This is a genomic window from Salinisphaera sp. (genome assembly GCF_002729955.1).
In the GTDB taxonomy this organism is placed as follows: domain Bacteria; phylum Pseudomonadota; class Gammaproteobacteria; order Nevskiales; family Salinisphaeraceae; genus Salinisphaera.
This window is the reverse complement of record NZ_PBYA01000021.1, coordinates 28,004-54,019: the sequence shown is the minus strand read 5'-3', so window position 1 is coordinate 54,019 and position 26,016 is coordinate 28,004. Positions and strand designations below refer to the sequence as shown.

The window sequence follows — 26,016 nt, the reverse complement described above, 5'->3', positions numbered from 1 at the left end:
TCGGCCGTGAAACGTCATGCACCCGCGCCAGGCGTGCTTGTCAGCTGTCGTGCGTGCCGGGCCGGCTTGCCAGACACACCTGGTTTCGCCCGCGATGCTTGGCCTCGTAGAGTGCCGTATCGGCACGGGCCACGAGCTCGGGCATCGAACACTCGATGATCCGGCCGGCCGCGGCGCCAATACTCAGCGTCACATGGCCGTATTCATCCACATGCGGGATAAGAAACTCGTCGACCGTGCGCCGCAGCCGCTCGGCGATGGCCTTGATATCGGTCGCCGCGGCGTTTACAAGCACGACCAGGAATTCTTCGCCGCCATAGCGGATCGCCACATCGTCGTCGTTACGTAACTGTGCAGAGATCGCGCTGGCGATGCGCTTGAGACAGGCATCACCGGCCGGATGCCCGAAATGGTCGTTGTAGGCCTTGAAGTTGTCGACGTCGAGCATGAGCACCCCGAGGCTGGTATTGGCCAGACGACGATCCGAATAGAGCCGTGCGCTGCGGCGGTCGAATTCATGCCGGTTGGCGAGTCCGGTCAAGGGGTCGTGGGTGGCTTCATGCTGCGATAGCTCGTATTCGAAGCGATCGTGCATGCGCCGCAGGAACGCGTATCGGGCATCGAGCTCCATTCGGTAGTTCGCCACCAGGGTGACGTAGCCGACGCCGGTTATCAGGGTCAGGCCAACCAGCAGTGTCGGGAACGCGGTCTGGGCAGCGATGAGCACGGCACAGTAACCGGCAATGAGAATGCTCGTGCTTACCAGGGCAAACCGGAATGTCGGCTTCTGGTTAACGTTGGCATAGGTCAGGATGCCGGTGACCGCGTAGTGGTAGTGCTCGGCGTTGGCCGAGTCGCGGTTGAGATAGAAGATGACCAGCAGTTGCGCAGCCATGGCCAGCGGTAGGCTGGCCGACAGACACTCGCGCATCCATAGACCGGGTCGGCGACGAACGATCCACCCCACGCCGAGCAGCAGCGGCGTGACCACCATCAGATGACCGAACAGGGCGAGCGCGAACGTTTGCGGGAGCAGCACGTAATCGACGAGCAGGAACAGGTTGTAGATAAGCAGCGTCGGTACGATCGTGCTGCTCATCACACGGGCGCGATATTCGCGCCGGTATGCCTCGTAGGCATCTTCGACGGCCGGCGGGAAATGAAGCCTGCGAGCCCGATCGTTCAGGCAACGCTCGATCGTGTGACGATCAAGCGTGCCTGCAGTCTCTGTCGTGGCAGCTTCAGCCAAGTCGCGGCCCTCGTTCGTTCGGAGATTGCGTTATCCGTGCAGGCCATCGCTTCGGCCGGGGCTCGTATCAATCGGCCAAGATGCCCTGTGCACGAGCCATGGCATAGGCGGTTTTAGGGCCTGTCCAGAGCGAGGGTAGCAGCACCAGCGATACCGGAATGGCCGTGATCACGATCAGCTGTTGGAGCGCGCTAATCTGGCCGCTGCCCATGGTCAGCAGCACCCCGGCCATGACCGCCATGATGATGCCGCACAGCGCACGCATGAGCGGCGCCGGCTCGTCATGGCCGGCCGCGACCACGGCGATCGCATAGCTCATGGAATCGCCCGTGGTGGCCACGAAGATCGAGGTCAGCAGCATGATGGCCAGCGCCATGACAGCGCCGCCCGGCAGCGCCTGGGCCACGGTGAGGGTGGCGACATCGAACTTGAAATCGGCCAGGGCGTCGCTCAGATCGAAGACGCCGGTCATCTGGTAATGAATCCCGGAACCGCCCAACAGGGTGAACCAGATCGTGGTGGCGATCGGGGCCAGGATGGCCACCGAGACGACCATCTGGCGAATGGTGCGCCCGCGCGAGATGCGCGCGACGAAGATCGCCATCAGCGGCCCGTAGCCGATGAACCAGGCAAAAAAGAAGATCGTCCACCACTTCATCCACCAGGCCGGTGCGGTCTGTGCATTCATCGTGGCCATGGTCATGAATGAACTGATGTAGTCGCCGAAAGCCTGGCTATAGGCATTCACCAGAAACAGCGTCGGCCCGAACACGAAGATGACGGCGGCGATGCCCAGCGCCAGAAACACGTTGAAGCGGCTCATGAGCTGGATGCCGCGATTGATGCCGGTCACCGCCGATGTGACATAGACCACGCCGAGCACGGCCAGGATCGACAGCTGGGTGGTCAGCCCCTCGGTGAGGCCGAAGATTTCATGCAGTCCGTAGCTGACCTGGGTGGCCAGAAAACCGATCGGCCCGACCGTACCCGCGACCACGGCGATGATGCATACGGCGTCGATCACGCTGCCGATCGGGCCATGAATGACTTTCCGGCCGAGCACGGGCAGCAGCAGGCTGCGCGGTCGCAGCGGCTCGCCGTTGTCGTAGTGGGCATGGGCAAGCACGATCGCGGTCAGTGAACCCAGCACCGCCCAGGCCAGAAACCCCCAGTGCATGAACGACTGCGCCAGGGCATCGGAAACGGCGGCCGCCGTACCGGACTCGCTATCGAAGGCCGGGGGCGTGGTCAGAAAGTGATAGACCGGTTCGCCGGCCGCGAAGAACACGCCGCCGCCGGCCAGCAGCGTGCACATGATGATCGACAGCCACTTGAAGGTGCTCAGTTCCGGCGTATCGATCCCGCCGATACGCGCCCGCGCGGCCGGCGTGCAGGCCAGGCCGAGGCCGATGAAGAACGTGGCCAGCAGCAGCCATTCGAAATAGGTACCCAGGGTGGCCGCGGTCCAGGCAAAGCCGGTCGCAATCGCGTTCGCCACGCCGTCGAGATCGTAGAGGGACAGGCCGAGGAACACGGCCACAAAGCCGACGCTGAGCACCAGCGTGATCGGATCGCCCCAGCGCGAGGTGTGCTCGGCGCCGGGCACCGTTGATGATTGATTCATGTGTCGATCTTCTGGTCTGCAACAAAACCGCTATCGGCACGAAGCGTCGTCGGTTGACCCGGTGGCGCTTCGTGCCACGGGTAAGCCGGATCTCGTGCCGCATTGTGCGGTGCAAAATAAGAGCGGGCGATCATACAGCAGGGATGCAAGCGGGCCCGCGCACCGCCTCAATCGTGTCGCGACGGGCGCGCACGCAACGCCTTGGTACGGCCGCGCCGTGTCTTGTCGTCCACGCGTTGGCGCTTGGCGCGGCGCGAGGGTTTCGTGGCCTTGCGGCGACGGGTGACCGCGGTGGCACTGGCCACGATCGAGCGCAGACGTGCGAGTGCATCCTCGCGGTTCTTGTCCTGGCTGCGAAACTGCTGTGCCTTGATCACGATCACCCCGTCGCGGGTGATCCGCCGATCCCGGCGTTGCAGCAGCCGCTCCTTGTAGACATCGGGTAACGAGGAGGCATGAATATCGAAACGCAGATGTACGGCCGTGGCGACCTTGTTGACGTTCTGCCCGCCGGCGCCGGATGAGCGTACTGCGTGCCATTCGATTTCCGACTCCTCGATCGTGACCCGGTTGGAAATCGTGAGCGTCATGCGACAAGCCTAGTCGATTTCCAGACGGACCTGGCCGTAGGCCAGCAGCGAGAAAAGCACGGTGCCGCCGAGCACGTTGCCGATCAATGCCGGCACGAGACAGCCCCAGAGCGCATCGATAATCGCGACTTCGCCAGCCAGCATCAGCAGGAAGGCTTCCATCGAACCCACCACCACATGGGCGAAGCCGCCAATGGCAATGACGTAGGTCGCGATCACGATCACCCCGATTTCGGAGCCGCGCGCATTGGGCAGCATCCAGACCATGGCGGCCACGAAAAAGCCGGCCGGGATACCGTGCAGCAGGGTTTCAAGCCAGTCCTTGTCCAGCAACGGGCGGGAGACCTCTTGAAAGGCGGCAAGCTGCGTGGGGGTCGCAAAGCCCACCACGTCAGTGAACGTCGCGGCCACGAGCGTGCCGAACATATTGGCGATGAACACCACGCTCCACAGCCGGGCGATACAGATCAGGGACTCGCGATTGGTCCGGGCCATCAATGGCAGCACCGCGGTAATGGTGTTCTCGGTGAACAACTGCATGCGCCCGAGTACGACCAGCACGAATCCCACGCAATAGCCGAAGGCCGCCAGCGGTTCCCGCCAGGGGCTGTCGGGCAGGCTGGTATGCAGCAGGCCCTCGGCGATCACCGACGTGGAAATCGCGATGCCGGCCGCAACGCCTGACCACCACAGCGAGCCCATCGGCCGGGCCATTTCCTCTTCGCCGTCGCGTCGGATGGTCTGGTAGATCGCGCGGGCGGAAACGCGGGCGTTGGGAATCGGGCGGGGCTGTGTATCGGACATTGTATTGTGCGCAAGCTAACCGGGGCGGCGCGCAAGATTAACCGAATTGGCATCCACGGTGACACTCGTAGATGTCGGCCGAATGTCGGGACGCACGCAGCACTTGTCTCGGGCCGGCTTCGACCCATGTTCAGAAACAAGTATTCGACAAGAGAACGCGTTATGGCATTTATTGAAGTCGACCGCGAAAACGATGCGCCGGTAGAGCTCTACTACGAGGATGTGGGCAGCGGTAAGCCGGTGGTGCTCATCCACGGTTGGCCCCTGTCCGGGCGCTCCTGGGAAAATCAGGTGCCCGCGCTCGTCGAGGCGGGCTATCGCGTGATCACCTACGACCGCCGTGGTTTCGGCAAGTCGTCGCAGCCGTTTGGCGGCTACGACTACGATACGCTGGCCCGCGATCTGAATACGCTGGTCGAGCATCTCAACCTCACCGACATGACGCTGGTCGGCTTTTCCATGGGTGGCGGCGAAGTCGCACGCTATATCGGCACCTATGGCAGCGATCGCGTGGCCAAGGCCGTGCTCGCCGCCGCCGTGCCGCCGTATCTCTACAAGGCCGACGACAATCCCGATGGCGGCCTGGACGATGCCACTATCGCCGATTTCGAAAACGGCGTGAAAAGCGATCGTCCGGCGTTCTTCGAAGACTTTTCCGGCAATTTCTTCTCCACCGAACAGGGCGGGCTGCTGGTGAGCGAAGCCAATCGCCAGTACCACCGCGATATCGCCTGGTTCGCTTCGCCCAAGGGCACGCTGGACTGCATCGCCGCCTTCGGCCGTACCGACTTTCGCGACGACCTGGCGAAATTCGATGTGCCCACCCTGGTCATCCACGGCGATTCGGACGGCATCGTGCCCTTCGAGGTCAGCGGCAAGCGTTCGGTGGATGCCATCAACGATAGCTCGCTCAAGCTCATCGAAGGTGGCCCGCACGGCATCAACGCCACGCATGCCGATGAGTTCAACGCCGCACTGCTCGATTTCCTCGGCTAGAACGCAGAGAGCGCGGCGTTCGGCCCCGTCTTCGCAGGCAGTGACGGCACAACATCCAGACCGCCGTGTCGCCCTGGCCGAGCTGATTGAGCATCGGCAAAGCGGTCGGGAATACTCGGCCGCGCCGATTGGCCGGGCGGCACTCGAGCGCATTGTGCATTGCGCCCAAGGGCGATCCAGATCGGGCAAACGCAATGCGCCCTCGGCGCATGGGCTCTATCCGCTACGCCTGTTCGCGATCGTTCACCGCCTTCAAGGCTCGGCCCAGGGTTTATACGCGCTTGATATGCCGGATGCCCTGCTCGGTGCATGGCGCAAAGCGATCGCGCCTGAAGCATTACGGGCGACTTCGCTGGCCGATGATGCCTGGCTGGAACATGCGGCGGTGGTGCTGGTCGTGGCCGCCGATTACGAGGCGGCGAACGCGCATTTTTTCGATCAGCAACCCGACGGTCGGCGCGGCGAACGCTATGTGCATATCGAAGCGGGCGCAGTGTTGCAGAACATGCATCTGGCCACGCTGGCCGAAGGGCTGGGTGGCGTCATCGTGGCCGGCTTCGATGCCCGTCGTCTTGCCGATCTTCTGGCCCTGCCGGCGCCGCTGCAACCGGTGGCGCTTTTCTGTGTCGGCGCTCGCGCCGAGGCTTCAGCCGGGCGTTGAGGGCTCGTTTTCGACCGGGATCGGCCCCCTGAAATGCAGCGTTCGATAGGGGTATGGAATTTCGATACCCGCCTGATCCAGGGCTGCCTTGATCGCCACCACGACTTCGTTGCGTGACTTGCGGGCACCCAGCGGTGTCGAGTCACACCACCAGCTCACGTCGATATCCATGCTGCTGCTGCCGAAACCGGTCGCAAAGACCTGTACCGGGTAGTCCTTTACTCGGCTTTCGCAGGCGCGCACGGCGGTTTCGATCACCTCCAGCGCGGCGGCCAGGTCTTCGTCATAGGCCACGCCCGTGGCGACATGGATACGGCGTACCCGCTGATTGGTGAGTACCAGCACCGAGTTCTTGAACAGGCTGGCGTTGGGCACGATAAGCAGCTCGCCGGTGACCTGACGGATATGGGTCACGCGAACGTTGACCCGCTCGACACGCCCCATGATTTCGCCGCTCTCGATGAAATCCCCGCTTTCGAAGGGGTATTTCCAGAGCATGAGCATGCCGGCGAAGAAATTCTCGAAGGTGTCCTTGAAGGCGAAGCCCACGGCCACCGAAAGCAGACCGAGACCGCCCAGCGCCTTGGCCGGCGACAGCCCGGGAAATACCACGACGGCGGCGAGTGTGAGCCCCAGGGCCCAGATACCCAGCGACAGCAGGCGATCGATCAGACGGCGCAAAGACGGGCGGGTACGCTTGCCGGTCAGGCGCGCGGCGAACACCGTACTCAGCCAAGCGCCGAGCCAGGTCAGCGCGATGATCGCAAGCGAGATGCCGATAAACGGCAGATGTGCGACAAAGTCGCCCCAGGTGGCGATCACGGTGTCGTGCACCGAGGCCACAACCTCGTCGAGGCTGGCGGGTGCCGCAGCGGCTTCTGCACGGGTTGCCATGTCCGGATGCTATCGCATGTTCACGGCCGGCGTATCGATTTTATCCGCCGCAACGGCCGGCGAACGAGGGTCTGTTCGAAAGGCCGTGCGCAATAAAGTTTTGTTTCGCTATGCCGATCTGTAGGCCGACGGTGTCGTCATCCGTTCGAGCAATCCTCGATCGGGCGGTGCAACGTCAGATCTCTCTTGCTGCTCTCCCAATACAGGCGGATACCCATGGCTGATTCTTCTACCATCGCGACGGCCGAACTCGAGGCGCTTCGTCATGCGATCGGCCAAGCGAATGCCGTAATCGAGTTCGATGCACAGGGACTGGTGCTCGACGCGAACGCCAACTTTCTGGAAACGCTGGGCTACAGCCTCGACGAAATCGTGGGTGAGCATCACCGGATGTTCTGCATTCCCGAAGAGGTCGCCCAGCCTGCCTACGAACAATTCTGGGAGCGGCTCGGCAGCGGCCATTTCGACAGTGGCGAATATCGGCGCGTGGCCAAGGACGGCAGCGAGGTCTGGCTGAGCGCGACCTACAACCCAATTCGCGACGACGCCGGAAACGTTATCAAGATCATCAAGCTCGCGACCGATATCACGCGCGAAAAGCGCGTTAGCGCGGAACATGCCAGCAAGCTCGATGCGCTGGATCGCTCGCAGGCAGTCATCGAGTTCGATCTCGACGGCATCATTCTCGACGCCAACCGCAATTTCCTGGCGGTCAGCGGCTACACGCTGGATGAGATCCGCGGCCGTCATCACCGGCTGTTCTGTGAACCGGCCTATGTCGAAAGCGAGGCCTATGGCGAATTCTGGCGTGCGCTTGCCCGCGGCGAGTTCATGAGCGGCGAATATTGCCGGCTCGACAAACAGGGGCGCGAGATCTGGCTGCAGGCCAGCTACAACCCGGTGCTAAACGCCCACGGCCAGCCGTACAAGGTGGTGAAGTTCGCTTCTGATATCACCGCACAGAAAACGCATGAAGCGGAGTCTGAAAGCCTTTTGCGAGCCATTGATCGTTCGCGGGCGCTGGTCGAGTTCGACCTCGACGGCCATGTGCTCAAGGCGAATGCGAACTTCCTGGCGCTCACGGGTTATAGCGAAGCCGAACTCATCGGCGAGCACGATCGCCGCCTCTGTGATTCCGAATATGCGCAGAGCAGCGAATACCGCAACCTGTGGGGCCGGCTGTCGCGCGGCGAGTCCGTGTCCGGCGAATTCCAGCGTTTTACGCGTGACGGTCAGGAACTCTGGCTGCAGGCGATCTACAACCCGATTCTCGACGCACGCGGTCGGCCGACCAAGATCGTGCAGTTCGCCAGCGATATCACCCAGGAGCGCCAGGCCCAGGCCGAGGTCGACGGCAAGTTCGCCGCGATTGATCGCGCCCAGGGCGTAATCGAGTTCAATCTCGACGGCACGATCATCACCGCGAACAAGAACTTCCGTGAAACGGTGGGCTATCGCCTCGACGAGCTGGTCGGCAAGCACCATCGCATGTTCTGCGAAGACGGCTATGCCACGAGCGAAGACTATCAGCTGTTGTGGAAGAAGCTCGCGGCCGGCGAGTACGTCGCCGATCAGTTCAAGCGCGTGGCGCGCGACGGGCGCGAAATCTGGTTGCAGGCCACCTACAACCCGATCTTCGATCTGCATGGCCGGCCGTACAAGGTGGTCAAGTTCGCCACCGATATCACCGCCGCCAAGCATCGCAACGCCGAATTCGAGGGCAAGGTCAACGCCATTGCGCGTTCGCAGGCGGTGATCGAGTTCGACCTCAAGGGCTACGTGCTGGGTGCCAACGACAACTTCCTGAACACGATGGGCTACCAGCGCGATGAACTGGTCGGCCAGCATCACCGGCTGCTGTGCGAACCCTCGCATGTCGCCAGTGCTGCCTATCGCGATTTCTGGCTGGCGCTGGCCCGTGGCGAGTACTTCGGCGGGCGGTTCATGCGCATCGGCCGCTTCGGACAGAAAGTCTGGATCCAGGCCACCTATAACCCGATTCTCGACGCCGACGGCGACCCGTACAAGGTCGTGAAGTTCGCCACCGATATCACCGAGCAGGTCGAGCGCGAGGAGCATATCCAGCGTCAGGCCGATGCCATGCGCGATGCGGTGGAAGAACTGCACGCCTCGATAGCCTCGATCGTGGAGAACACGCGGCTCACCCGGGAAATGGCGCGTACGACGCAGCGTGAGGCAGCCCAGGGCGTCAAGGCGCTGGAAAACTCGACCGAGGCCATGGCAGCGATTCAGAAATCGGCCGAAGATATCGATGAAATCGTCAAGGTGATCGGCGAAATCGCGTCGCAGACCAATCTGCTGGCCTTCAACGCCGCAATCGAAGCCGCGCGTGCCGGCGAGCATGGCCTGGGGTTTTCGGTGGTGGCCGACGAGGTACGCAAGCTCGCCGAGAAATCGGCCGACGCCACACGTCAGATCAACCGCCTGATCAGCCAGTCGCTCAAGCGCATCGACAGCGGCAACGAGGTGATCCATGTTGCGCACGATTCCTTCGGCCGGATCGCCGAGGGGGTCGAACAGACTACGTCGTCGGTCGAAGAAATCGCGACCACGACCGAAGAGCAGCTCGGCACCGCCGATCAGGTGGACCGTCTGATCCGTGAACTGACCGATTCCACGCGCAAGGACGAGCGTTCCGAGACGCCACGTCGTTCGGCGCCGGCCCGGCTCAAGGCAGCCAACGAAGGCTGATGAGCACGCACAAGTTCGGGATTCTCGGCGTCGGCGATAGCGAAGTCGCCTTCGAGGTGAGCTCGCTGCGCGAGGTCGTGGCACTGACACAGCCCCCGGCGCCGATGCCGCGGGTCGCGGATTGGCTGGTCGGCAGTTTCGCGCTGCGCGGGGCTCAGATTCCCGTTGTGGATCTGGCCCGCATGCTTGGTCTGCGTCGAGAGCCGGCACCGGTCGAACACGGTCATACCGTGGCGGTTCTGGCCGGGCGCGGACGTCGCTTCGGCGTGGTCGTCGATCGGGTGGAAGACGTGGTCACCCTGGACGAGTCGCAGGTCAGTGCGATCGATCAGGAAAACGACGCGATTGAGCTGTTTGCGAATCGCGTGTTCTGCCGTTCGGGGACTGACAGCCCGGTCTATGTGCTGGATATCGATGCCATGCTGGATATCAAAGGCATGGTGCATGTCGGCGACGAAGCCGGACGTGGCGCGCGCGCGGCCCGTACCGGCTGGTACGCGCGAGGGGCTGCGCGCCAGCGTGCGGTGATCGCGAGTTCGGGGGCGTTGACGCTCGCTATCGATGCCGATGTGGTGCGCGAGATCGCGGATTGCCATACGTTGATCGAGCCGGCGTTGGCGCTACCCGGTTACTTGGGCAACCATCGCCTGCGTGAGGACATCGTGCCGGTGTTCGACGCGCGGGTGCTGCTTGGACAGGCGCCGTCGGTGAGTCGGCTTGAACAGATGGTGGTGCTGGATACGGGGCAGGGCAATCTGGCGCTGGCCGTCGAGCACATCATGAGCATGGTGGAATACCAGCCGCAGGATTGTCTGGCCTTGGCCGGGCCTTCCGATCAATCGACCGACACCGGCGTCGCCGGGTTGTTGTCCCGTCCCGACATGGCCGATGCACTGCTGGTATCGCATACCGCGCTTTTCGCGCGCGAAGAGCTGGCCAACATCGCGCGCGTTCACGCCGAACTCAACGCCGACACCAAGCAGCGCGAGCGAAGCGGCGTCGTCTGGCGGCGTTTCGCTTTCCTGCACTTCCAAGCCGGCGGAAAATTCGTGGTTTTCATGGATCAACTCGACGCCGTCCTGACGATGCCGGAACACTACGCGCCCTTGGGTGGCTCGGGGGTGTTCGAGGGCGTCTTCCGCCACCTCGACGAGCTCGTCACCCTCGTGGATCTGCGTCGGCTGATCGGCGACAAGGCACCCGCACGAGCCGCCAGCCAGGTGCTCGTGGTGGCAGCGCCTGCCGGGCGTATCGGCTTCATGGTCGATCTGGCCAGCGATATCGAATACATCGAAGCGCCGGCCGATAGCCTGCATGTGCACCGCTATGGCGTGAACAAGCCCAATCCGACACTGGCCGAGCGCCAGTATCGCCTGACCTCGGTCGGTGACGGCGAGAGAAAACAGTTTCTGTCGCTGTTCTGCCTGGAATCGCTCGCCGCACAGCTGCTGGGCGATGCCGCGCCGGCGCAGGGTCGCGTGTGTGGCGAGTCGTCGGCCCGGTACCAGGCGATTGCGTGACGCGGGTTCGACCGCGCGGCGTGTTGTGGCAAAAAACCACGGGGAGGTGAATCCAAACCGCGTGTAGCTGTATATAGTTACACTTATGGAGCTGCTCAAGAAACTCGAAATCCTCGCGGACGCCGCGAAATACGATGCCTCCTGTGCCTCCAGCGGCACGCGCTCGCGGCATTCGCTGGGTGGCAAGGGGGTCGGATCCAGCGAAGGCTCGGGGATTTGTCATGCCTATGCGCCGGACGGGCGCTGCATCTCCCTGCTCAAGATTCTGCTGACCAACTTCTGCGTCTACGAATGCAGCTATTGCATCAACCGTAATTCCTCGAACGTGACCCGGGCGCGCTTCACGGTCGACGAAGTGGTGCGCCTGACGCTGGATTTCTACAAGCGCAACTATATCGAAGGCCTGTTCCTGAGTTCGGGGGTGATTCAGAGCCCGGACTACACCATGGGCCAGCTGGTGGAAGTCGCACGGCGGCTGCGTATCGACCACGATTTCCGCGGTTATATCCACCTCAAGACCATTCCGGACGCCGATGGCCAGCTGCTGGCCGATGCCGGCACCTATGCGGACCGGCTGTCGATCAACGTCGAACTGCCCACCCGGATCGCGCTCGCCGATCTCGCCCCGGAAAAGGATCATCGAACCATCAAGCTGTCGATGGCGCGTATCCGCGCGCGCCAGGACGAATATGCCGACAGTCGTCGCGAGGCGCGTCGCGCCTCCAACCTGTCGCCGCGGCGGATCGCCGCGCCCCGGTTCGCGCCGGCCGGCCAGTCCACGCAGATGATCGTCGGCGCCGAACCCTCGACCGACGCCCAGATCCTGTCGACCACGGCCAATCTGTATTCCGCCTACAAGCTCAAGCGGGTTTACTTCTCCGCCTTTTCGCCCATCGCCGATGCCTCGGCCAAGCTGCCGGCCCGGCGTACGCCGCTGATGCGCGAACACCGGCTGTATCAGTCGGATTGGTTGATCCGCTTCTACGGCTATGGCCACGACGAAATCACGGCCGGAGAAGACGATAGCCCGGCGGCCGGCATGCTCGATCTCGATGTGGATCCAAAGCTGGCCTGGGCATTGCGCAACCGTGCGTATTTTCCGGTCGATCTCAACTGTGCCCCGCGCGAGCAGCTACTGCGGGTACCTGGCCTCGGTGTGAAGTCGGTCCAGAAACTGCTCAAGATTCGACGCTGGCAGAAGATACGCCTCGAAGATCTCGTGGCATTGAAGGCGGGCGTCAAGAAAGCCATGCCGTTCGTGGTTTGCGCCAATCACTGGCCGGCCCTGTCCGAAGCGCCCAGTGCCGCGCTGCGTGCACGTTTTGCGCCCGCCCGCGCCGCGCAACAGGCCTTCGATTTCTAGATGAGTTTTCAGGTATCGCTATTCGACTGCGCGTCGACCGCCGAGGATCAGGTCGTCGCGAGGTTTTCGCCGGATTTCGCCGGCTGGCAGGCACAGGCCCGCCAGTTGCTGGCCGACCAGACGCCGCCGGCGCATGTCTGGTGGCAGCCCGCGGCACGGCGACACGACACGAAGGCCTCGGCGGCTGAACATAAGCCGTCCGCCCGACCGGTACAGCGCGTGCCCAAGGCCTTTGTCGATCAGGCTCGTGCGGTGGCCTGTCACCACAGCGACGATCGCTGGGCGCTTTTGTATCGCCTGCTGTGGCGGCTGACCCACGGCGAACGCCATCTGTTGCAGCTCAGCGGCGATCGCGACGTGGTGCGCTTTACCGCCTATGCCAAAGCCGTACGGCGCGACGTGCACAAGATGAAGGCGTTCGTGCGTTTTCGCGAAGTCGACGAGCCGGGGGCGGCCGATACCGAGCCGCGCTATGTGGCCTGGTTCGAGCCCGAGCACTTCATCGTCGAGTACGTGAGCGGCTTTTTCAAACGCCGTTTTGCCAACATGCGCTGGTCGATTCTCACCCCGGTCGGCTGCGCGCACTGGGAAGGCGGTGGCGAGGTATGGTTTTCGCCGGCCACCGACAAATCGGCCGCCCCCGAGGGCGATCGGCTGGAGGCCGCCTGGCAGACCTATTACCGCAGCATATTCAACCCTGCACGCGTCAAGATTCGCGCGATGCAGTCGGAAATGCCGCAGAAGTACTGGAAGAACATGCCCGAAGCGCATCTCATTCCCTCGCTGCTGCGCGATGCCGATCGGCGTGTTCAGGCCATGGAGGCCAACCGCAGGGACAGCGACGAGCTGCGCTGTGGGCCGCGCCCCGCGAGCCCGGATGCCGATAACGCCGCGGCGATTGAAGCCAGCGCCCCCGCCTCGCTCGAACGGGTGGCGTTACAGGCCGAAACCTGTCGCGGCTGCCCGTTGTGGCAACCCGCCACCCAGACGGTGTTCGGGGAAGGGCCGGCCAACGCCCGCGTCATGCTCGTGGGCGAGCAGCCGGGCGATCAGGAAGATCTCGCCGGTCGGCCGTTCGTCGGCCCGGCCGGCCAGCTGCTCGACCGTGCGCTGGCGGCGGCGGGGCTTGGGCGTGAGCGGGTCTATCTGACCAACGCGGTCAAGCATTTCAAGTTCAGCCCGCGCGGCAAGACGCGCCTGCATGCCACGCCGAGCGAAACCGAAGTCATGGCCTGCCGGCCGTGGTTGGATACCGAGATCGGCCTGGTCGCGCCGGAGCTCGTGATCTGCCTGGGGGCGACCGCCGGTCGCGCGCTGCTGGGTGCCGACGTGCGTGTAACCCGTGATCGCGGACGGTTCATCGACCATGAGGGCCGACGCTATCTGCTGACCGTGCATCCCTCCTATCTGCTGCGCCGCGGCGCGGCTGCGGCGAACCATAGCGAATACGCGCGTTTTGTTGCCGATCTGGCCATGGCCGTGGATTGGGCCTGATTCGAGGGTCGAAAGTCCCGCGTTTCGTAGCGAGCGCCTAAACGTCGAATGGCGCGCCCGGTTGGCCCGATGAATCGGCAACGCGCTCGGTTCGACTCGCGAACCGCAGGCCAGGCGTGCATGATCAGCGCTGCAATACAGCCGCGGATGGTCGAATCGTATGGCAGACAAAGGTGAAAGCGCACGCAGCAATCTGTTGGGTCAGTTCGCGAGCCTGAGTGGCAGCCTGTCGAAGAAGGCGCTGGGCGCGCTCACCCGCCGCGTGGGCGGGCTGACGCTTGATATCGGGCGTACGATCATTCTCGATCGGGCCCAGCGTCGGCTGCTGTCCGACGAACAGCGCGCCTGGATGAAGCGCGCCGGCGAGGCGATTCAGGATGCCCGCCAGACCGCGGGCCTGTCGCTCGATGAGCTGGCCAACGCCCTGGACCTGGAGGACAAGACCGTGCTCCAGGCCATGGAGCAGGGCTCGGCGACGGTATCCTTCGATCTGATCCTGCGGCTGACGTCGCTTTTGGCCCGCAACGATCCGATTCCGTTTCTGATTCAGCTGGTGCGCGGCTTCAACCCGCGTCTGTGGGCCCTGGCCGAGGACTGGGGCGTGGGGCGATTGCCGGGCATGGTCGAACGTGACCGCCAGTGGATGAATATCTATCGCGGCAACGAGGCCGCCCGCCAGCTGCCCCAGGCCGATTTCGAGCGGGTCATGGCGTTTTGTGAAAGCGCGCTCACCATGGCGGTCCAGTTCCAGCAGAGTGCGGCGGCATCGGATGCGCCCGACGACAACGCCCCCGGCCGGCGCCGCGGTTAGCCGCGGCGATCGCGCTCGGCCGGTACTGCTTGAAACGGGCGTAATCAACGGCACTATCGAGTTATCAATCCTGTCACGAGCCGAGCGATGCAAACGCTCAAGATCGATCTGGTGTCCGACGTGGTCTGTCCCTGGTGTGCGATCGGCGATGCGCGCCTGCAGCAGGCGCTGGCGCTGCTGGATGACGACCTCGCGGTCGAAGTCGAATGGCACCCGTTTCTACTCAACCCGGACGTGCCGGCAGAGGGCCGGGATATTCTGGAACACCTGAGTGCGAAATACGGGCGTAGCGAGGCCGATATGAAAGCCTCGCAGCACGAAATCACCAGCGCGGCCCACGAACTCGGGCTGAACTTCGAAAAGGCGCTCGAGCGGCGCTCCTGGAATACCTTCGCCACGCATCGCGTGCTGGCGTACGCCAAGGAACAGGGCTGCGATGGCGCGTTCAACCGGGCGCTGTTCGAGGCCTACTTCGGCCGCGCCGAAAACCCGACCGACGCCGAGCTGCTGGCCACGATCGGCGAATCGCTGGGGCTCGACGGCGCGCATATCCGCGAAATCGTTGCCGGCGAAGCCTATGCCGAGCAGGTCGAGCGCGAAGTCGGCTACTGGCAGTCGCTGGGTGTGACGTCGGTACCCTCGTTCGTGGTTGCCCACAAGTATCTGCTGGCCGGTGCCCAGCCGCCGGCGACGCTGGCCGATGCCCTGCGCCAGATCGCGGCCGAGCAGGTCGAGCAGGCGTGATCCGATCAGGCGTCTTGCGTGGGCGCGGGCGGGCGTGAGGGCTCGGGTACTTCGTCTTCGTTGATGCGGGCCCGCACGTTCGGCAGGTAGTCCGGATAGTCGCGCTGCACGAAATCGAGCAGTGCCTCGCGCATGCGACACCGCAGGTGCCAGAGCGTGATGGAATCGTTCGAGCTCATCAGAAAGCGTATCTGCATGGCGTGCTCGCCGGCGTCCACCACCTGGGTGGTGCCAATGAGTTCGTCCCAGGCGCTGTCGGCCTTGAGCAGGCGTTCGAATTCGGCGCGCAGCGGCGGCACGGGCATGCGGTAGTCCAGCCACATGAATACCGAGCCCATCAGGCTCGTGGGACGGCGGGTCCAGTTCTCGAAGGGGTTTTCGATGAACCACTGCAGGGGCACGACCAGGCGGCGCAGGTCCCAGGTACGCAGTACGACATAGGTGATGGTCACTTCCTCGACCCAGCACCATTCGTCCTTGAACTTGAGCACATCCTCGATACGAAACGGCTGCGACAGCGCGATCTGCAAGCCCGCGAGCAGGTTCGACAGCACCGGCCGGGCGGCAAAACCGATGATCAGGCCGCCGATGCCGGCAGAGGCCAGCAGGCTGGTGCCCAGCTGGCGGATCGAGGGAAAGGTCATCAGCGCGGTGGAAATACCGATGATCGCCACCAACACCGTCAGCCCGCGGGTGAGAAAGCGGGCCTGGGTTTCGAGCTTGCGCGCCGAGTGGTGCCGGCCTTCCACGGCCGGGTTCAGGCTGACGATGAGATCGCCGATGGCCGTGATCGCGCAGAGGGCCGCCCAGGTCAGTGCCAGGATCAGGCACAGACTGTTCATATGCCGAATGGCCGCGATCCAGGGAATATCGTCCGGGCTGGCATGCCAGACCGCCTGCAGGGTCAGGAAAAACACCACCACGGCGCCCGACTTGTCGCACTGGCGCAGGAATTCGCGGGCGATGGTATGCCGAAGCGTCAGCCGATAGGCGACCTTGATCAGCAGGGCATAGACGATGGTGACGGCAATCGCGGCGACGGCGCCGGTACACAGGGCAAGTGCCCAGCGCCCGGCCGGGGTATCCAGACTTTCTAGCATTCGATGCGTTTCATCTACGCGAACTCCGCTATACCGTGATGGGCGGTGCGACCGTTGGATCCGGCGATCCCGGCGTATGCCTTCACAACATGCTGTTGGTTAGCGAAAACCATGCCAGGCGTGTCGGTGCGGTCTACGGACCATTATGACCGTATTTGAAATCCAACCGGATACTGCCGTGCGGTCGCTGTGTTCGCTCTGCCGTATGGCGCGGGTCATACGTCGGTGCGGCCGAAGTCGGATGCCGCGATCAGGTCAGCGCCTTGCCTACGGAATAGACCGCCATGCAGGCGCCGAGCAGCAGGCCCGAGGCCAGCACGACCAGAGAGGCGTTCACGCAGTACTTGATCGTGGTATAGCGCGCCGGATGCGTATGCTTGAGTTCGCGCGTGTTCGCCAACACGGGCGCCAGACTGGCGAATACCCGGTTGGCCAGGCCGCGTTTGTCTTCGGCGGTATTGGGCACGAGCGTGGCCCGCATGATCGCCTTGTAGAAGAAATTCACGACCGGGCCCACCACGCGCGTCGGGCGCTCGACATCGCACATCAGGATTACGCGATCCTGTTCGGCATCGTTATGGGCGTAATGCAGATAGGTTTCGTCGAACAGCAGATCGTTGCCGTCACGCCAGGAATAATCCTGACCGTCGATGTTGATATAGCAGGCGTCGTCGTTGGGCGTGGCCAGACCCAGGTGATAGCGCAACGAACAGGCCGCCGGGTCGGCATGCCGCGTCAGCTTGGAACCGGCCGGCAGCACCGAGAACATGGCACCGTTCACGCAGGAAACGCTTTCGAGCAGGCGCGTGGTCTGTGGGCACAGGCGCTTGGCCGAATTATGCGTGGTGCCGTACCAGCGCAGATAGAACTTGCGCCAGCCGTACTTGTAGAAGGTGCGAAAGCCGATGTCGTAATAGGCCGCCGAGTCGGTGGCCTGGGTGTCTTCGAAGGCATCGCTGTGATACAGGGCGAGGGCTTCTTCACGAATCACCGGCCAGTTGCGCTGAATCACGTCCAGTTCGGGGAAACGCGTCGTGTCGGCGATCGGCTTTTGTGCCCGGGGCTCGGTGAACAGGTACAGAAGGCAGTTGAGCGGGCTGAAGATGGGCCAGCCCTTGCGCAGATACTGCTTGAAACTGTCGTATCGCACGTTGCCGCGAAGACGGTACACATAGAACATGGAGCCGGTCACGAAGACCAGCAGGCCCGCGAACATCCACAATAAGGGCATAACAACTCCTCTGACGTGGCCCCGGCGTGATCCCCGCCCGGCCACTTGCCTCGTAGGAGTCGTTACTTTGCAAGCGTTCGTGTTAGTACGGCGTCAAGCATGTACACGCCATTTATCGCTGCGCCCGGCCGGCCTTGGAGTCGAGCGAAAGTGCGGCCTCGCCATGTAATTTCGGTTATCTTGCATGCGCAATATTGGACGCCCCGATTCGCGCCGCCGGCAACAACAGGGTCGTTAAGGAACAGGGAGCCAGAGCGTGGGCACAGCAACCAGACGGCGGGTTCGTCTTGCAACGCGGGTATCGAGTGTTTGCGCGGCTGTGTTGATCAGCGGCTGCGTCTGGCAGGCCGCCCAGTTCTGGGTCGCCGGCGAACAGGTCGAACTGCGCGCAACCGATGCCGACGAACGCCCGGCAGCGCATGACGCGCCCAAAATCCTGCTGGTGGCGATCGACGGCATCGATCGGCCGTTGCTCTACGACATGCTGCGCGCCGGCGAGCTGCCGGAGATGGCACGCCTGCTCGGCGACGACGCCAGCAACGATTTTGCCCATGCCTGGTTCGAGGAATCGGTGGTGAGCGTGCTGCCGTCGTCCACGGCTGTCTCCTGGGCGACCACGGTCACCGGCGCCAATCCGGCCGAGCATGGCGTGGCTGGCAACGAATACTTTATTCGTGCGACCGGAGAATACGCCGCGCCCGTGCCGGTGACGATTCCCGAAGCCACGCAGGTATTCAAGATTTATACCGAGGGCTATGCGAATGATCTGCTGGAAGTGCCCACGATCTATGAACGCCTGCGCGAAACCGATCCGGGTGTGCGTATCTGGGTGGGCATGCACCAGTTCTATCGCGGCGCAGATCGGCTGATCCTCACCGACCGTACGGCCATGCTGGATGCCTTCCAGAGTTTGTTCGCCGAACATGTGGCCGGCCAGCTCACCGGCGCGCAGTCGTTATCGCTGTTCGAGGAGCTGGATGCCGAGGTCATCGAGAACATGCAGGACCTCATCGAGGACGAGCCGGCCGCCGATGTGATCACGATCTATCTGCCGGGTCTGGATCACTATGCCCATATCACCGATGCCGACCCCGACGTCTCGCGCCGCGACTATCTGAAGAAGGGCCTTGAGCCGATGATGGCCGACCTTTACGAAGCGCTGGAAGAGGCGGGCGAACTCGACGATCGCTATATCGTGATTACCTCGGACCATGGCCATACCGGTGTGCTGCACGACGACGCACACTCGCTGTCCACCGATGGCGAAGGCGAGCCGCCCAACGTGCTCGAAGCCGCCGGCTTCACCCTGCGGCCGTATACCCTGGACGTCGATGACGATGTGTTCTTCGATGCGGTGATCGCCTACCAGGGCGCGCTGGCCTACGTGTACGTGGCCGATCGCACCACCTGTGCCACCCGCGATACCCCCTGCGACTGGACACAACCCGCTCGCGCCGAGGATATCGAGACCGCGGCCGAGGCGTTTTATCGCAACAACGAAGACGGTCTGCTCGTGCCCGAGATGCAGGGCACGCTGGACATGATCCTGATCCGTACCGCGGCCTCCGACAGCGATGCGGAACAGGTATTCGAGGTCTATACCGGCCATGGCCAGAGCCAGCCGATCGCCGACTATCTGGTCGAACATCCGCATCCGAACTATGTGGATATGCCGCAGCGCCTGCACGACCTGACGGTGGGTACGCACGGCGATCGGGCCGGCGATCTGATCCTGGTGGCGCATAATGGCGATCGTGACGACCCTGCGCGGCGTTATTATTTCGCGCCGCTTTATCATTCCTGGCACGGCAGTCCGTCGGCGCGGGATTCCGAGCTGCCGTTGATCGTGGCCCGGCGTGGTGATGACCGCGAAGCGCTCCGCCGTGTCGTAAAGACGACGTTCGCCGGTCGTCACGATCAGCGCCTGATCGCCGATCTGCTGCTGCGTCTCCGCCAGGACGCGTCCGCCGCCGAGCACCCCTAAGCCGCATGACCGATTCCCCGTACAACGCGATCGAAACCGCCATTCTCGACGGCGTGGATGCACGTCGGCGCGGTGCCACCATCTGCCCATCCGAAGTCGCCCGCGACCTGTGGTCGGCGAATGAATGGCGCGCCCATATGGAAGAGGTAAGGGCCGCGGCCGCGCGGCTGATCGATGCGGGCGAGATCGTTGCCACGCAGGGCGGCCGATCGGTGGATATTCGCAGCGCGCGCGGGCCGATTCGCCTCGGCCGCCCGACTGAGGGCGGCCCCTAGTCGGTACCGGGCACGGAACGAGGCCCGGCTCAGTCCGGGCGCGTGTTGTCCGGCGCGTCGTCGCCGCTATCAGCGGGCGGCTGTGGGGTGGGCGGTAGGCTGCGATGCCAAACGTCGAGCTGCGGAAAGGCGATGGTGACATCGTGTTCGCGAAAAGCGGCGTCGATAGCGAAATTCAGATCCGACACCACGAAGAAGCGCCGGGTCACATCGCGGATGAAGCAGCGCAGCTCGAAGTCGAGGGTGGAATCGCCAAAGCCGCGGAACAGGGCGACCGGCTTGGGCACGCCGCCGCGGCCGTCGCTGATGACGTCCTTGTGCTCGGCGGCGACTTCCAGCAGCAGCCTTTCCACCAGCCGTACGTCGCTGCCGTAGGCCACGCCAACCGGACAGCCGATGCGCCCGTAGCGGTCGCGCAGGTTCCAGTTCTTCAGGTGCAGGGTCAGCAGCTCGGAGTTGGGCACGACCACGGTCGTACGCTGCAGCGTCTCGATCTCGGTCGCACGAATACGAATCCGGCGTACGAAGCCTTCGGTGTCGCCCACGGTAATGTAGTTTCCGCGCCGCACCGGCTGTTCGAACAACAGAATCAGCCCCGAGACGAAATTGTTCACGATCGTCTGCAGCCCGAAGCCGATACCCACCGAGAGCGCGCCGGCGATGAAGGCGAGCTTGGTGAGGTCGAGCCCGACATAGCTGAGCACCACCAGCGCGGCGATCACGAACAGCACATAGCCGGTAATCGTGGCGACCGCCTCGCGGGTATGGGTTTCCATTGGCGTGCGCGCCAGCCACTGGTTTTCCATGCGCCCGGTCAGCCAGCGGATGACGGTGGCGAGCAGTACCAGCAACAGGGCACCCATGATGAGCTGGGCCGGCACGATCTGGACCTGGCCGAGGTTGAACCCGGTCCAGGCGAGATGGCGGAGCATGTCGAAGCTGGCCCGGGACAGCCCCCAGATACCCAGTAAGGCGAGCGGCACGGCCAGCCATATCGCCAGATGCAGTAGCGCGGCCACAAGGTCGGCCTCGCGAAAGCGTTCGCCGTCCTCGACGTTGAGCCAGCGCCGCAGGCGGCGTTGCCAGACGTGATGCCCCTCGTTGAGGCCGGTCGCCAGCCGGTCGGTCCATCGGCTGGCCAGCCATGCCAGCAGAATCGTCGCCAGCGTCAGCGCGATTTCGGGGATCGGCAGCCCGTTCCAGTGATCGGTACGCCACCAGCCATAGAGCGCTGCGCCGGCGGCAACACAGGTGGCAGTAAACAGCAGGGCCGTAATGCCCGCGCCCAGACGTTTATACATGCAGTTTATCGATACCCCGGAAAAACCCAGCCAGATGCAGATGATACGACCGTAGCCGTCGACGCGATGCCCGACAAGCAAGGCGGTGCGTACCGCCACGTCGTTTGACGCCCCGGGCGCGCGCCGACGAATCGCGACGGTAATGGCAAGTATCTTGCAATGAGCGCTGTAAAGGTCGCACCGCGACGCGCAAGGGCGCGCGAGCGCGACGGCCGTAAGCCATCAGACACTCACGCCACCAAAGGGAACACCGTGGAAAAGAAAGACATGACCCGGGCCATTCTGGATGCCAAGAAAGCCAAGGGGCTGCGTTGGGATGAAATCGCCGCCGAGATCAGCATGGCGCCGGTATGGACGGCCACTGCCTGCCTGGGCGAAGCCTCGGCGACCGAAGAACAGGCGCAGAAGATCACGGCCGTGCTCGACCTGGGCGACGACGTCGCCGACGCGTTACAGGAATGCCCTCTGAAAGGGCAGTGGATGGACAAGACCATCCCCAGCGATCCGCTGCTCTATCGCTTCTACGAGATTCTGTCGGTATTCGGCCCGGGCGTGAAGCAGTGCATCCACGAGGAATTTGGCGACGGCATCATGTCCGCCATCGATTTCATGATTGACGTCGAGCGCGAAGAACATCCCAAGGGCGACCGGGTGAAGATCGTCATGAACGGCAAGTTCCTGCCCTATGTGCGCTGGTAGCACCGCGGTGCGGCGCTCTATTCCGGTGCAGTCACCTCGTTTCAGGGAGAACCCATGTCGTATCTAGAACCGGCGGAATTCGTCAAGAAAATGGTCGATTCCGGCGAATCCAAAATCTATATGGGCCGACGCGACACGATCGTGCGTGCCTATATGGCCGGCGCGATTCTCGCGCTGGCGGTGGTCTTTGCGGTCACCATCACCGTCAATACCGGCAATCCGCTGCTGGGGGCCGTGCTGTTCCCGGTCGGCTTTTGCATGCTCTACCTCATGAAGTTCGACCTGCTTACCGGGGTGTTCATGCTCACCCCGCTGGCCTGGCTGGACAAGCGCCCGGGCGTGACCCTTCCGCGCGTGCTGGAAAACTGGGGGCTGGTGTTCCTCGGCAATCTCGCCGGCGCGCTCACCGTGGCCGTGATCATGTCGATCAACTTCACCTACGGGTTTTCCGTGCCCGTCAACGAAGTGGGCCAGACCATCGCGCATGTAGGCGAGGGCCGCACCCTGGGCTATAAGGAACACGGCTTCGGCGGCTGGATGACGTTGTTCATCCGCGGCTGTCTGTGCAACTGGATGGTGTCGATGGGCGTGGTTGGGGCCATGGTGTCGACCTCGGCCACCGGCAAGATCGCGGCCATGTGGATGCCGATCATGGTGTTCTTCTATCTCGGCTTCGAGCACTCGGTGGTGAACATGTTCCTGTTCCCGCTGGGGCTGATTCTGGGCGGCGGTTTCACCCTGGGCGACTATATCTTCTGGAACGAGATTCCCACCGTGTTGGGCAATATCGTCGGCGGCATCTCGCTGACCGGGCTCACCCTGTACTCCACCCATGTGCGTACCCAGGCACGACGCGAGATCGTTTGAGCGCGTCCTGCACATCGCAGCAACCCACGGGGCGGGCCAGCGGTTCGCCCCGTGATCCGGTATGGCGCGTGTTCGGGCCGAGCCTGAGCGCGTCATGAGCAACTCGCTCGCAATCACCGCCGGTCAGGCTACCCACGCCGGTCGCAAACCGCGCAACCAGGATTTTCACGGCCTGCGCCTACCCGAGGGTACGGCTCTGCAGTCCAAGGGCATTGCCCTGGCCATCGCGGACGGCATCAGCAGCAGCGATGTCGCCCATATCGCCAGTGAAACGGCGGTGTCGAGTTTTCTCGAAGACTACTACTGCACCTCGGATGCCTGGTCGGTTCGCAACGCCGCCCAGCGCGTCATCTCCGCGATCAATGCCTGGCTGTATGCCCAGACACGCCAGAGCCAGTATCGCGAAGACGCCGAGCGCGGCTATGTGTGCACCTTCAGCGCGGTGGTGTTCAAGGCCGCAAGCGCCTATCTGTTTCATGTGGGCGATGCGCGTATCTATCGCCTGCGCGACGGGGCGCTGGAACGCCTGACCGAAGATCATCGGATCCAGATGTCGCGTCACGAGAGTTATCTGGCCCGGGCGCTGGGTATCAACAACCAGGTCGAGATCGACTACCAGCGCCTGGATGTCGAAGTGGGCGACGTATTCATGCTCGCCACCGACGGCGTCTATGAATACATGGACGATGCCACCCTCATCGATACCGTCAGCTGCCACGGCGATGCGCTGGACACCGCGGCCGAACGCATCGTGGCCATGGCCTACGAACACGGCAGCCACGACAACCTCACCGTGCAGATCGCGCGCATCGACAGCCTCGACGAGCAGAACGCGGACGATATCGCCGAGCGGCTCACCGACCTGGCGTTTGCGCCCGCCCTCGAACCCCGGATGACCTTCGAAGGCTACGAGATCGTGCGTAGCCTGCATGTGAGCGGGCGTAGCCATGTGTTTCTGGCCCGCGATAACGACAGCGCACAGGCCGTGGCCCTCAAGATTCCGGCCAGCGATCTCAAGAATGATCCCGTGCTGCTGGAACGTTTTCTGCTCGAGGAATGGATTGCCCGTCGTGTCGACAGCCCCCATGTGCTCAAGGCCTCGCCGCCGCGGCACAAGCCCGCGCATGTCTTTGTGGCCATGGAGTACGTGGAGGGCCAGACCCTGTCGCAGTGGATGCTCGACCACCCGCGGCCGGATATGGCCAGCGTGCGCCCGATCGTGGAGCAGATCGGCAAGGGCATACTCGCCTTTCATCGCCAGGAAATGATTCATCAGGATCTTCGGCCCGACAATATCCTCATCGACACGCTCGGCACGGTGAAGATCATCGATTTTGGTGCGGTCGAAGTCGCCGGCATTCGCGAAAGCGTCGGCCGTCACGGCAGCGACGACGTGCTGGGCACAAGTCAGTATGCGGCGCCGGAATATTTCGTCGGCGGGCAGGGCAGCACGCGCTCCGACGTCTATTCCCTGGGCGTGATCGCCTATCAGATGCTGACCGGTCGCCTGCCGTACGGGCCCAAGGTGTCGCGGGCACGCAGCAGCGCCGACCTCAACCGCCTGAGCTATCCGAGCGCGATCCCCTACAACCCGGATGTGCCGGCCTGGGTGGACGGTGCGCTACGCAAGGCCCTGCATCCGAACCCGAGCCAGCGCTATGCGGAAGTCGCCGAGTTCGTCTACGACCTGCGCCACCCCCGCGGTGATCTCGTGGCCGATCATCGACTGCCGTTGATCGAGCGCGACCCCAACCGTTTCTGGAAAGGGCTGTCGGCCGTGCTGGCGCTGGTTATTGCCGGCCTGCTGTTTTATATCGGCCGAAGCTGATCGCATGGCCGTATCGATCGTCGAGGCGGGCGGGTGAAAGCACCTGGCTACGCCTGTACCGCCGGCTCGAAATTCGGCACGAGAAACGGCTGGTAGGTCTGTTCGCTGGGCAGGCCGCGTAGTGCCCAGAGCGTGCCGGCCGCCGGGTCGGCGATCACGGCGCCGCAGCTGGCCTCGCGCACCTCGGCCGTGGGTTCGACACAGATCGCTTCGCGGTCGCGGGTGATCGCGGCGAGCGAATCGATATCGTGCAGCGGGGTCTGCTCAAGCAGAGCATAGGCACGGGCCAGGCGTTTCTCGCTCGATGCCTGCGAGCCCGGCAGGCGCCTGCGTTCGACGGCAAGTGTCGCATCGCTCAGGCAATGATTGGTATGCGCCAGCGGTGATTGTTCCAGCGGCGTGATCGCATGTCGGCTCGGCATGGCTTCCACGTTCATGCCGCGGCCCTGCGAATCCAGCAGCAGATAATTGTGGGCGCCGGCCAGCGGCGTGTCGGTGATACAGGCCAGGGCGTCTTCGAGGGTGGACTGGCGCAGGATCGCGCGCACGATGAAGTTCCAGGTCACCCCGGGCTGACCGTCGGTTGCCACCAGATTGTTGATGCCCACGGTAATGCCGTGTTCGTTCATGCCGATCATCCCCGGACAGCCCATGCTGGTGAATACGGTGAAGGCGGGGGCATCGTCCGGCGTGGCTTCGACGAGCAGTACGTGCTCGGCCGCGCTTTCGTGCATGTCCCAGGTCTGGGCGAACAAGGCGTTGCCGTCGGCGCAGCGCGTGCCGGGGACCAACAGGGCCGTACACTGATCGGCGCCCCGCGGGGCGGGCGCGCCGTGACCATGGCGGCCATAGATCGTATCCACCAGGTCGGTGAAACCGCCGACCACCAGCATGTCGGCGATATCCAGCCCGGCGGCTTCGGCCATGGCCTGCAGCTCGCTGGTCAACGAGGCGTCGAAGCGTTCATGTGCGTCCATGCAGCCACGGGCGATATCCAGGACCTCGCTTCGCGCGAGTTCGCGCCCGACCCAGTAGGCCGAACCCGCCATGGCCGTACGTTCGCGGGCAAAGCGGCGAATTGCGTCGCGATAGCGTGCGCCGTGGGCGGCGCCCATCTCGGCAGCGGAACCGGTCAGTCGAAGCGGGGTAAGGCCCATGGTGTATCCGGGGTGGTTGGATAGCCACAGCCTGGAGGCCCGGCCCGCCGTGGGCAAAATCGAAGCATAAGGCCGGTGGGGGCGCGCCTCGAGCGCCGGGGGCTGCCAGGCG

22 protein-coding genes are annotated in these 26,016 nt (G+C 63.6%); 13 read left to right on the top strand and 9 right to left on the bottom strand.

What is annotated here, in order from left to right; all coding sequences use genetic code 11:
* Positions 1-40: 40 nt before the first annotated feature.
* The 4 genes from CMN27_RS05685 to CMN27_RS05670 form a co-directional block, all read right to left on the bottom strand.
* Positions 41-1,099: a diguanylate cyclase gene (locus CMN27_RS05685; protein WP_293624756.1), complete on the bottom strand. Its 1,059-nt coding sequence runs from the start codon at positions 1,097-1,099 to the stop codon at positions 41-43.
* 217 nt (positions 1,100-1,316) lie between these two features.
* Complete coding sequence (locus CMN27_RS05680; RefSeq protein WP_293624754.1) at positions 1,317-2,873, bottom strand: BCCT family transporter; 1,557 nt, start codon at positions 2,871-2,873, stop codon at positions 1,317-1,319.
* Positions 2,874-3,040: 167 nt separating this feature from the next.
* Positions 3,041-3,463, bottom strand: a complete 423-nt coding sequence (gene arfB, locus CMN27_RS05675) for an alternative ribosome rescue aminoacyl-tRNA hydrolase ArfB (protein ID WP_293624752.1) — start codon at positions 3,461-3,463, stop codon at positions 3,041-3,043.
* 9 nt (positions 3,464-3,472) lie between these two features.
* Positions 3,473-4,267: a formate/nitrite transporter family protein gene (locus CMN27_RS05670; protein ID WP_293624750.1), complete on the bottom strand. Its 795-nt coding sequence runs from the start codon at positions 4,265-4,267 to the stop codon at positions 3,473-3,475.
* Between the two features lie 162 nt (positions 4,268-4,429).
* Here CMN27_RS05670 and CMN27_RS05665 point away from each other — a divergent pair, with 162 nt between their 5' ends.
* Together CMN27_RS05665 and CMN27_RS05660 are read left to right on the top strand one after the other, a co-directional pair.
* Complete coding sequence (locus CMN27_RS05665) at positions 4,430-5,263, top strand: alpha/beta hydrolase (RefSeq protein ID WP_293624748.1); 834 nt, start codon at positions 4,430-4,432, stop codon at positions 5,261-5,263.
* Positions 5,157-5,924 (top strand): nitroreductase family protein, encoded by a 768-nt coding sequence (locus CMN27_RS05660; protein ID WP_366515408.1) that lies wholly within the window; start codon positions 5,157-5,159, stop codon positions 5,922-5,924. Before CMN27_RS05665 ends, CMN27_RS05660 begins: the two co-directional genes overlap by 107 nt.
* On the opposite strand, the gene CMN27_RS05655 is transcribed toward CMN27_RS05660, so the two are convergent.
* Complete coding sequence (locus CMN27_RS05655) at positions 5,910-6,818, bottom strand: mechanosensitive ion channel family protein (protein WP_293624744.1); 909 nt, start codon at positions 6,816-6,818, stop codon at positions 5,910-5,912. The two genes, CMN27_RS05660 and CMN27_RS05655, sit on opposite strands and share 15 nt — an antisense overlap.
* A 216-nt stretch (positions 6,819-7,034) precedes the next feature.
* On the opposite strand from CMN27_RS05655, the gene CMN27_RS05650 reads away from it, so the two are divergent.
* From CMN27_RS05650 to CMN27_RS05625, 6 genes are all read left to right on the top strand, one after another.
* Positions 7,035-9,530 carry a PAS domain S-box protein gene (locus tag CMN27_RS05650; protein WP_293624742.1) on the top strand — a complete coding sequence of 832 codons (2,496 nt, stop codon included), beginning with the start codon at positions 7,035-7,037 and terminating at the stop codon, positions 9,528-9,530.
* Positions 9,530-11,050, top strand: coding sequence for a chemotaxis protein CheW (locus CMN27_RS05645; protein ID WP_293624739.1), 1,521 nt, complete (start codon positions 9,530-9,532; stop codon positions 11,048-11,050). The genes CMN27_RS05650 and CMN27_RS05645 overlap by 1 nt, the downstream gene beginning before the upstream one ends.
* Positions 11,051-11,135: 85 nt before the next feature.
* On the top strand, positions 11,136-12,413 hold the full coding sequence (locus tag CMN27_RS05640; RefSeq protein WP_293624738.1) for a putative DNA modification/repair radical SAM protein: 1,278 nt from the start codon (positions 11,136-11,138) through the stop codon (positions 12,411-12,413).
* The gene (locus CMN27_RS05635; protein ID WP_293624737.1) at positions 12,414-13,907 is read left to right on the top strand and encodes a UdgX family uracil-DNA binding protein; all 1,494 of its coding nucleotides are present in this window, start codon (positions 12,414-12,416) and stop codon (positions 13,905-13,907) included.
* Positions 13,908-14,067: 160 nt separating this feature from the next.
* Positions 14,068-14,718, top strand: coding sequence for a hypothetical protein (locus CMN27_RS05630; protein WP_293624736.1), 651 nt, complete (start codon positions 14,068-14,070; stop codon positions 14,716-14,718).
* Between the two features lie 87 nt (positions 14,719-14,805).
* Positions 14,806-15,462: a DsbA family oxidoreductase gene (locus tag CMN27_RS05625; protein WP_293624735.1), complete on the top strand. Its 657-nt coding sequence runs from the start codon at positions 14,806-14,808 to the stop codon at positions 15,460-15,462.
* 5 nt (positions 15,463-15,467) lie between these two features.
* Here CMN27_RS05625 and CMN27_RS05620 read toward each other — a convergent pair whose 3' ends face one another.
* Together CMN27_RS05620 and CMN27_RS05615 are read right to left on the bottom strand one after the other, a co-directional pair.
* Positions 15,468-16,562, bottom strand: coding sequence for a mechanosensitive ion channel domain-containing protein (locus tag CMN27_RS05620; protein ID WP_293624734.1), 1,095 nt, complete (start codon positions 16,560-16,562; stop codon positions 15,468-15,470).
* Positions 16,563-16,812: 250 nt separating this feature from the next.
* Positions 16,813-17,793, bottom strand: a complete 981-nt coding sequence (locus CMN27_RS05615) for an aspartyl/asparaginyl beta-hydroxylase domain-containing protein (protein ID WP_293624733.1) — start codon at positions 17,791-17,793, stop codon at positions 16,813-16,815.
* A gap of 319 nt (positions 17,794-18,112) precedes the next feature.
* Here CMN27_RS05615 and CMN27_RS05610 point away from each other — a divergent pair, with 319 nt between their 5' ends.
* Both CMN27_RS05610 and CMN27_RS05605 read left to right on the top strand, forming a co-directional pair.
* Positions 18,113-19,777 (top strand): alkaline phosphatase family protein, encoded by a 1,665-nt coding sequence (locus CMN27_RS05610; RefSeq protein ID WP_293624732.1) that lies wholly within the window; start codon positions 18,113-18,115, stop codon positions 19,775-19,777.
* Between the two features lie 5 nt (positions 19,778-19,782).
* Complete coding sequence (locus CMN27_RS05605) at positions 19,783-20,052, top strand: DUF3253 domain-containing protein (RefSeq protein ID WP_293624731.1); 270 nt, start codon at positions 19,783-19,785, stop codon at positions 20,050-20,052.
* A gap of 29 nt (positions 20,053-20,081) precedes the next feature.
* Here the strand turns inward: CMN27_RS05605 and CMN27_RS05600 are convergent, their stop codons facing one another.
* Complete coding sequence (locus CMN27_RS05600) at positions 20,082-21,353, bottom strand: mechanosensitive ion channel domain-containing protein (protein WP_293624729.1); 1,272 nt, start codon at positions 21,351-21,353, stop codon at positions 20,082-20,084.
* A 252-nt stretch (positions 21,354-21,605) separates the two neighbouring features.
* Between CMN27_RS05600 and cynS the strand changes: the two genes are divergently transcribed.
* The 3 genes from cynS to CMN27_RS05585 all read left to right on the top strand — a co-directional run bounded on the left by cynS (position 21,606) and on the right by CMN27_RS05585 (position 24,747).
* Complete coding sequence (gene cynS, locus CMN27_RS05595; RefSeq protein ID WP_293624727.1) at positions 21,606-22,052, top strand: cyanase; 447 nt, start codon at positions 21,606-21,608, stop codon at positions 22,050-22,052.
* A 54-nt stretch (positions 22,053-22,106) separates the two neighbouring features.
* Positions 22,107-22,919 carry a formate/nitrite transporter family protein gene (locus CMN27_RS05590; protein ID WP_293624725.1) on the top strand — a complete coding sequence of 271 codons (813 nt, stop codon included), beginning with the start codon at positions 22,107-22,109 and terminating at the stop codon, positions 22,917-22,919.
* Between the two features lie 94 nt (positions 22,920-23,013).
* Positions 23,014-24,747: a bifunctional protein-serine/threonine kinase/phosphatase gene (locus CMN27_RS05585; protein ID WP_293624724.1), complete on the top strand. Its 1,734-nt coding sequence runs from the start codon at positions 23,014-23,016 to the stop codon at positions 24,745-24,747.
* A gap of 47 nt (positions 24,748-24,794) precedes the next feature.
* On the opposite strand, the gene CMN27_RS05580 is transcribed toward CMN27_RS05585, so the two are convergent.
* Positions 24,795-25,904, bottom strand: coding sequence for a C45 family peptidase (locus CMN27_RS05580; RefSeq protein ID WP_293624723.1), 1,110 nt, complete (start codon positions 25,902-25,904; stop codon positions 24,795-24,797).
* Positions 25,905-26,016 lie beyond the last annotated feature (112 nt).

Bases quoted from the DNA above. Each gene is read 5' to 3' on its own strand.
- CMN27_RS05615 (WP_293624733.1), bottom strand. From the start codon at position 17,793: ATGCCCTTATTGTGGATGTTCGCGGGCCTGCTGGTCTTCGTGACCGGC.
- CMN27_RS05605 (WP_293624731.1), top strand. From the start codon at position 19,783: ATGACCGATTCCCCGTACAACGCGATCGAAACCGCCATTCTCGACGGC.
- CMN27_RS05635 (WP_293624737.1), top strand. From the start codon at position 12,414: ATGAGTTTTCAGGTATCGCTATTCGACTGCGCGTCGACCGCCGAGGAT.
- CMN27_RS05590 (WP_293624725.1), top strand. From the start codon at position 22,107: ATGTCGTATCTAGAACCGGCGGAATTCGTCAAGAAAATGGTCGATTCC.
- CMN27_RS05630 (WP_293624736.1), top strand. From the start codon at position 14,068: ATGGCAGACAAAGGTGAAAGCGCACGCAGCAATCTGTTGGGTCAGTTC.
- CMN27_RS05640 (WP_293624738.1), top strand. From the start codon at position 11,136: ATGGAGCTGCTCAAGAAACTCGAAATCCTCGCGGACGCCGCGAAATAC.
- CMN27_RS05680 (WP_293624754.1), bottom strand. From the start codon at position 2,873: ATGAATCAATCATCAACGGTGCCCGGCGCCGAGCACACCTCGCGCTGG.
- CMN27_RS05685 (WP_293624756.1), bottom strand. From the start codon at position 1,099: ATGAGCAGCACGATCGTACCGACGCTGCTTATCTACAACCTGTTCCTG.
- CMN27_RS05655 (WP_293624744.1), bottom strand. From the start codon at position 6,818: ATGGCAACCCGTGCAGAAGCCGCTGCGGCACCCGCCAGCCTCGACGAG.
- CMN27_RS05620 (WP_293624734.1), bottom strand. From the start codon at position 16,562: ATGCTAGAAAGTCTGGATACCCCGGCCGGGCGCTGGGCACTTGCCCTG.
- CMN27_RS05600 (WP_293624729.1), bottom strand. From the start codon at position 21,353: ATGTATAAACGTCTGGGCGCGGGCATTACGGCCCTGCTGTTTACTGCC.
- CMN27_RS05585 (WP_293624724.1), top strand. From the start codon at position 23,014: ATGAGCAACTCGCTCGCAATCACCGCCGGTCAGGCTACCCACGCCGGT.
- CMN27_RS05645 (WP_293624739.1), top strand. From the start codon at position 9,530: ATGAGCACGCACAAGTTCGGGATTCTCGGCGTCGGCGATAGCGAAGTC.
- CMN27_RS05580 (WP_293624723.1), bottom strand. From the start codon at position 25,904: ATGGGCCTTACCCCGCTTCGACTGACCGGTTCCGCTGCCGAGATGGGC.
- arfB (WP_293624752.1), bottom strand. From the start codon at position 3,463: ATGACGCTCACGATTTCCAACCGGGTCACGATCGAGGAGTCGGAAATC.
- CMN27_RS05650 (WP_293624742.1), top strand. From the start codon at position 7,035: ATGGCTGATTCTTCTACCATCGCGACGGCCGAACTCGAGGCGCTTCGT.
- CMN27_RS05670 (WP_293624750.1), bottom strand. From the start codon at position 4,267: ATGTCCGATACACAGCCCCGCCCGATTCCCAACGCCCGCGTTTCCGCC.
- CMN27_RS05660 (WP_366515408.1), top strand. From the start codon at position 5,157: ATGCCATCAACGATAGCTCGCTCAAGCTCATCGAAGGTGGCCCGCACG.
- CMN27_RS05665 (WP_293624748.1), top strand. From the start codon at position 4,430: ATGGCATTTATTGAAGTCGACCGCGAAAACGATGCGCCGGTAGAGCTC.
- CMN27_RS05625 (WP_293624735.1), top strand. From the start codon at position 14,806: ATGCAAACGCTCAAGATCGATCTGGTGTCCGACGTGGTCTGTCCCTGG.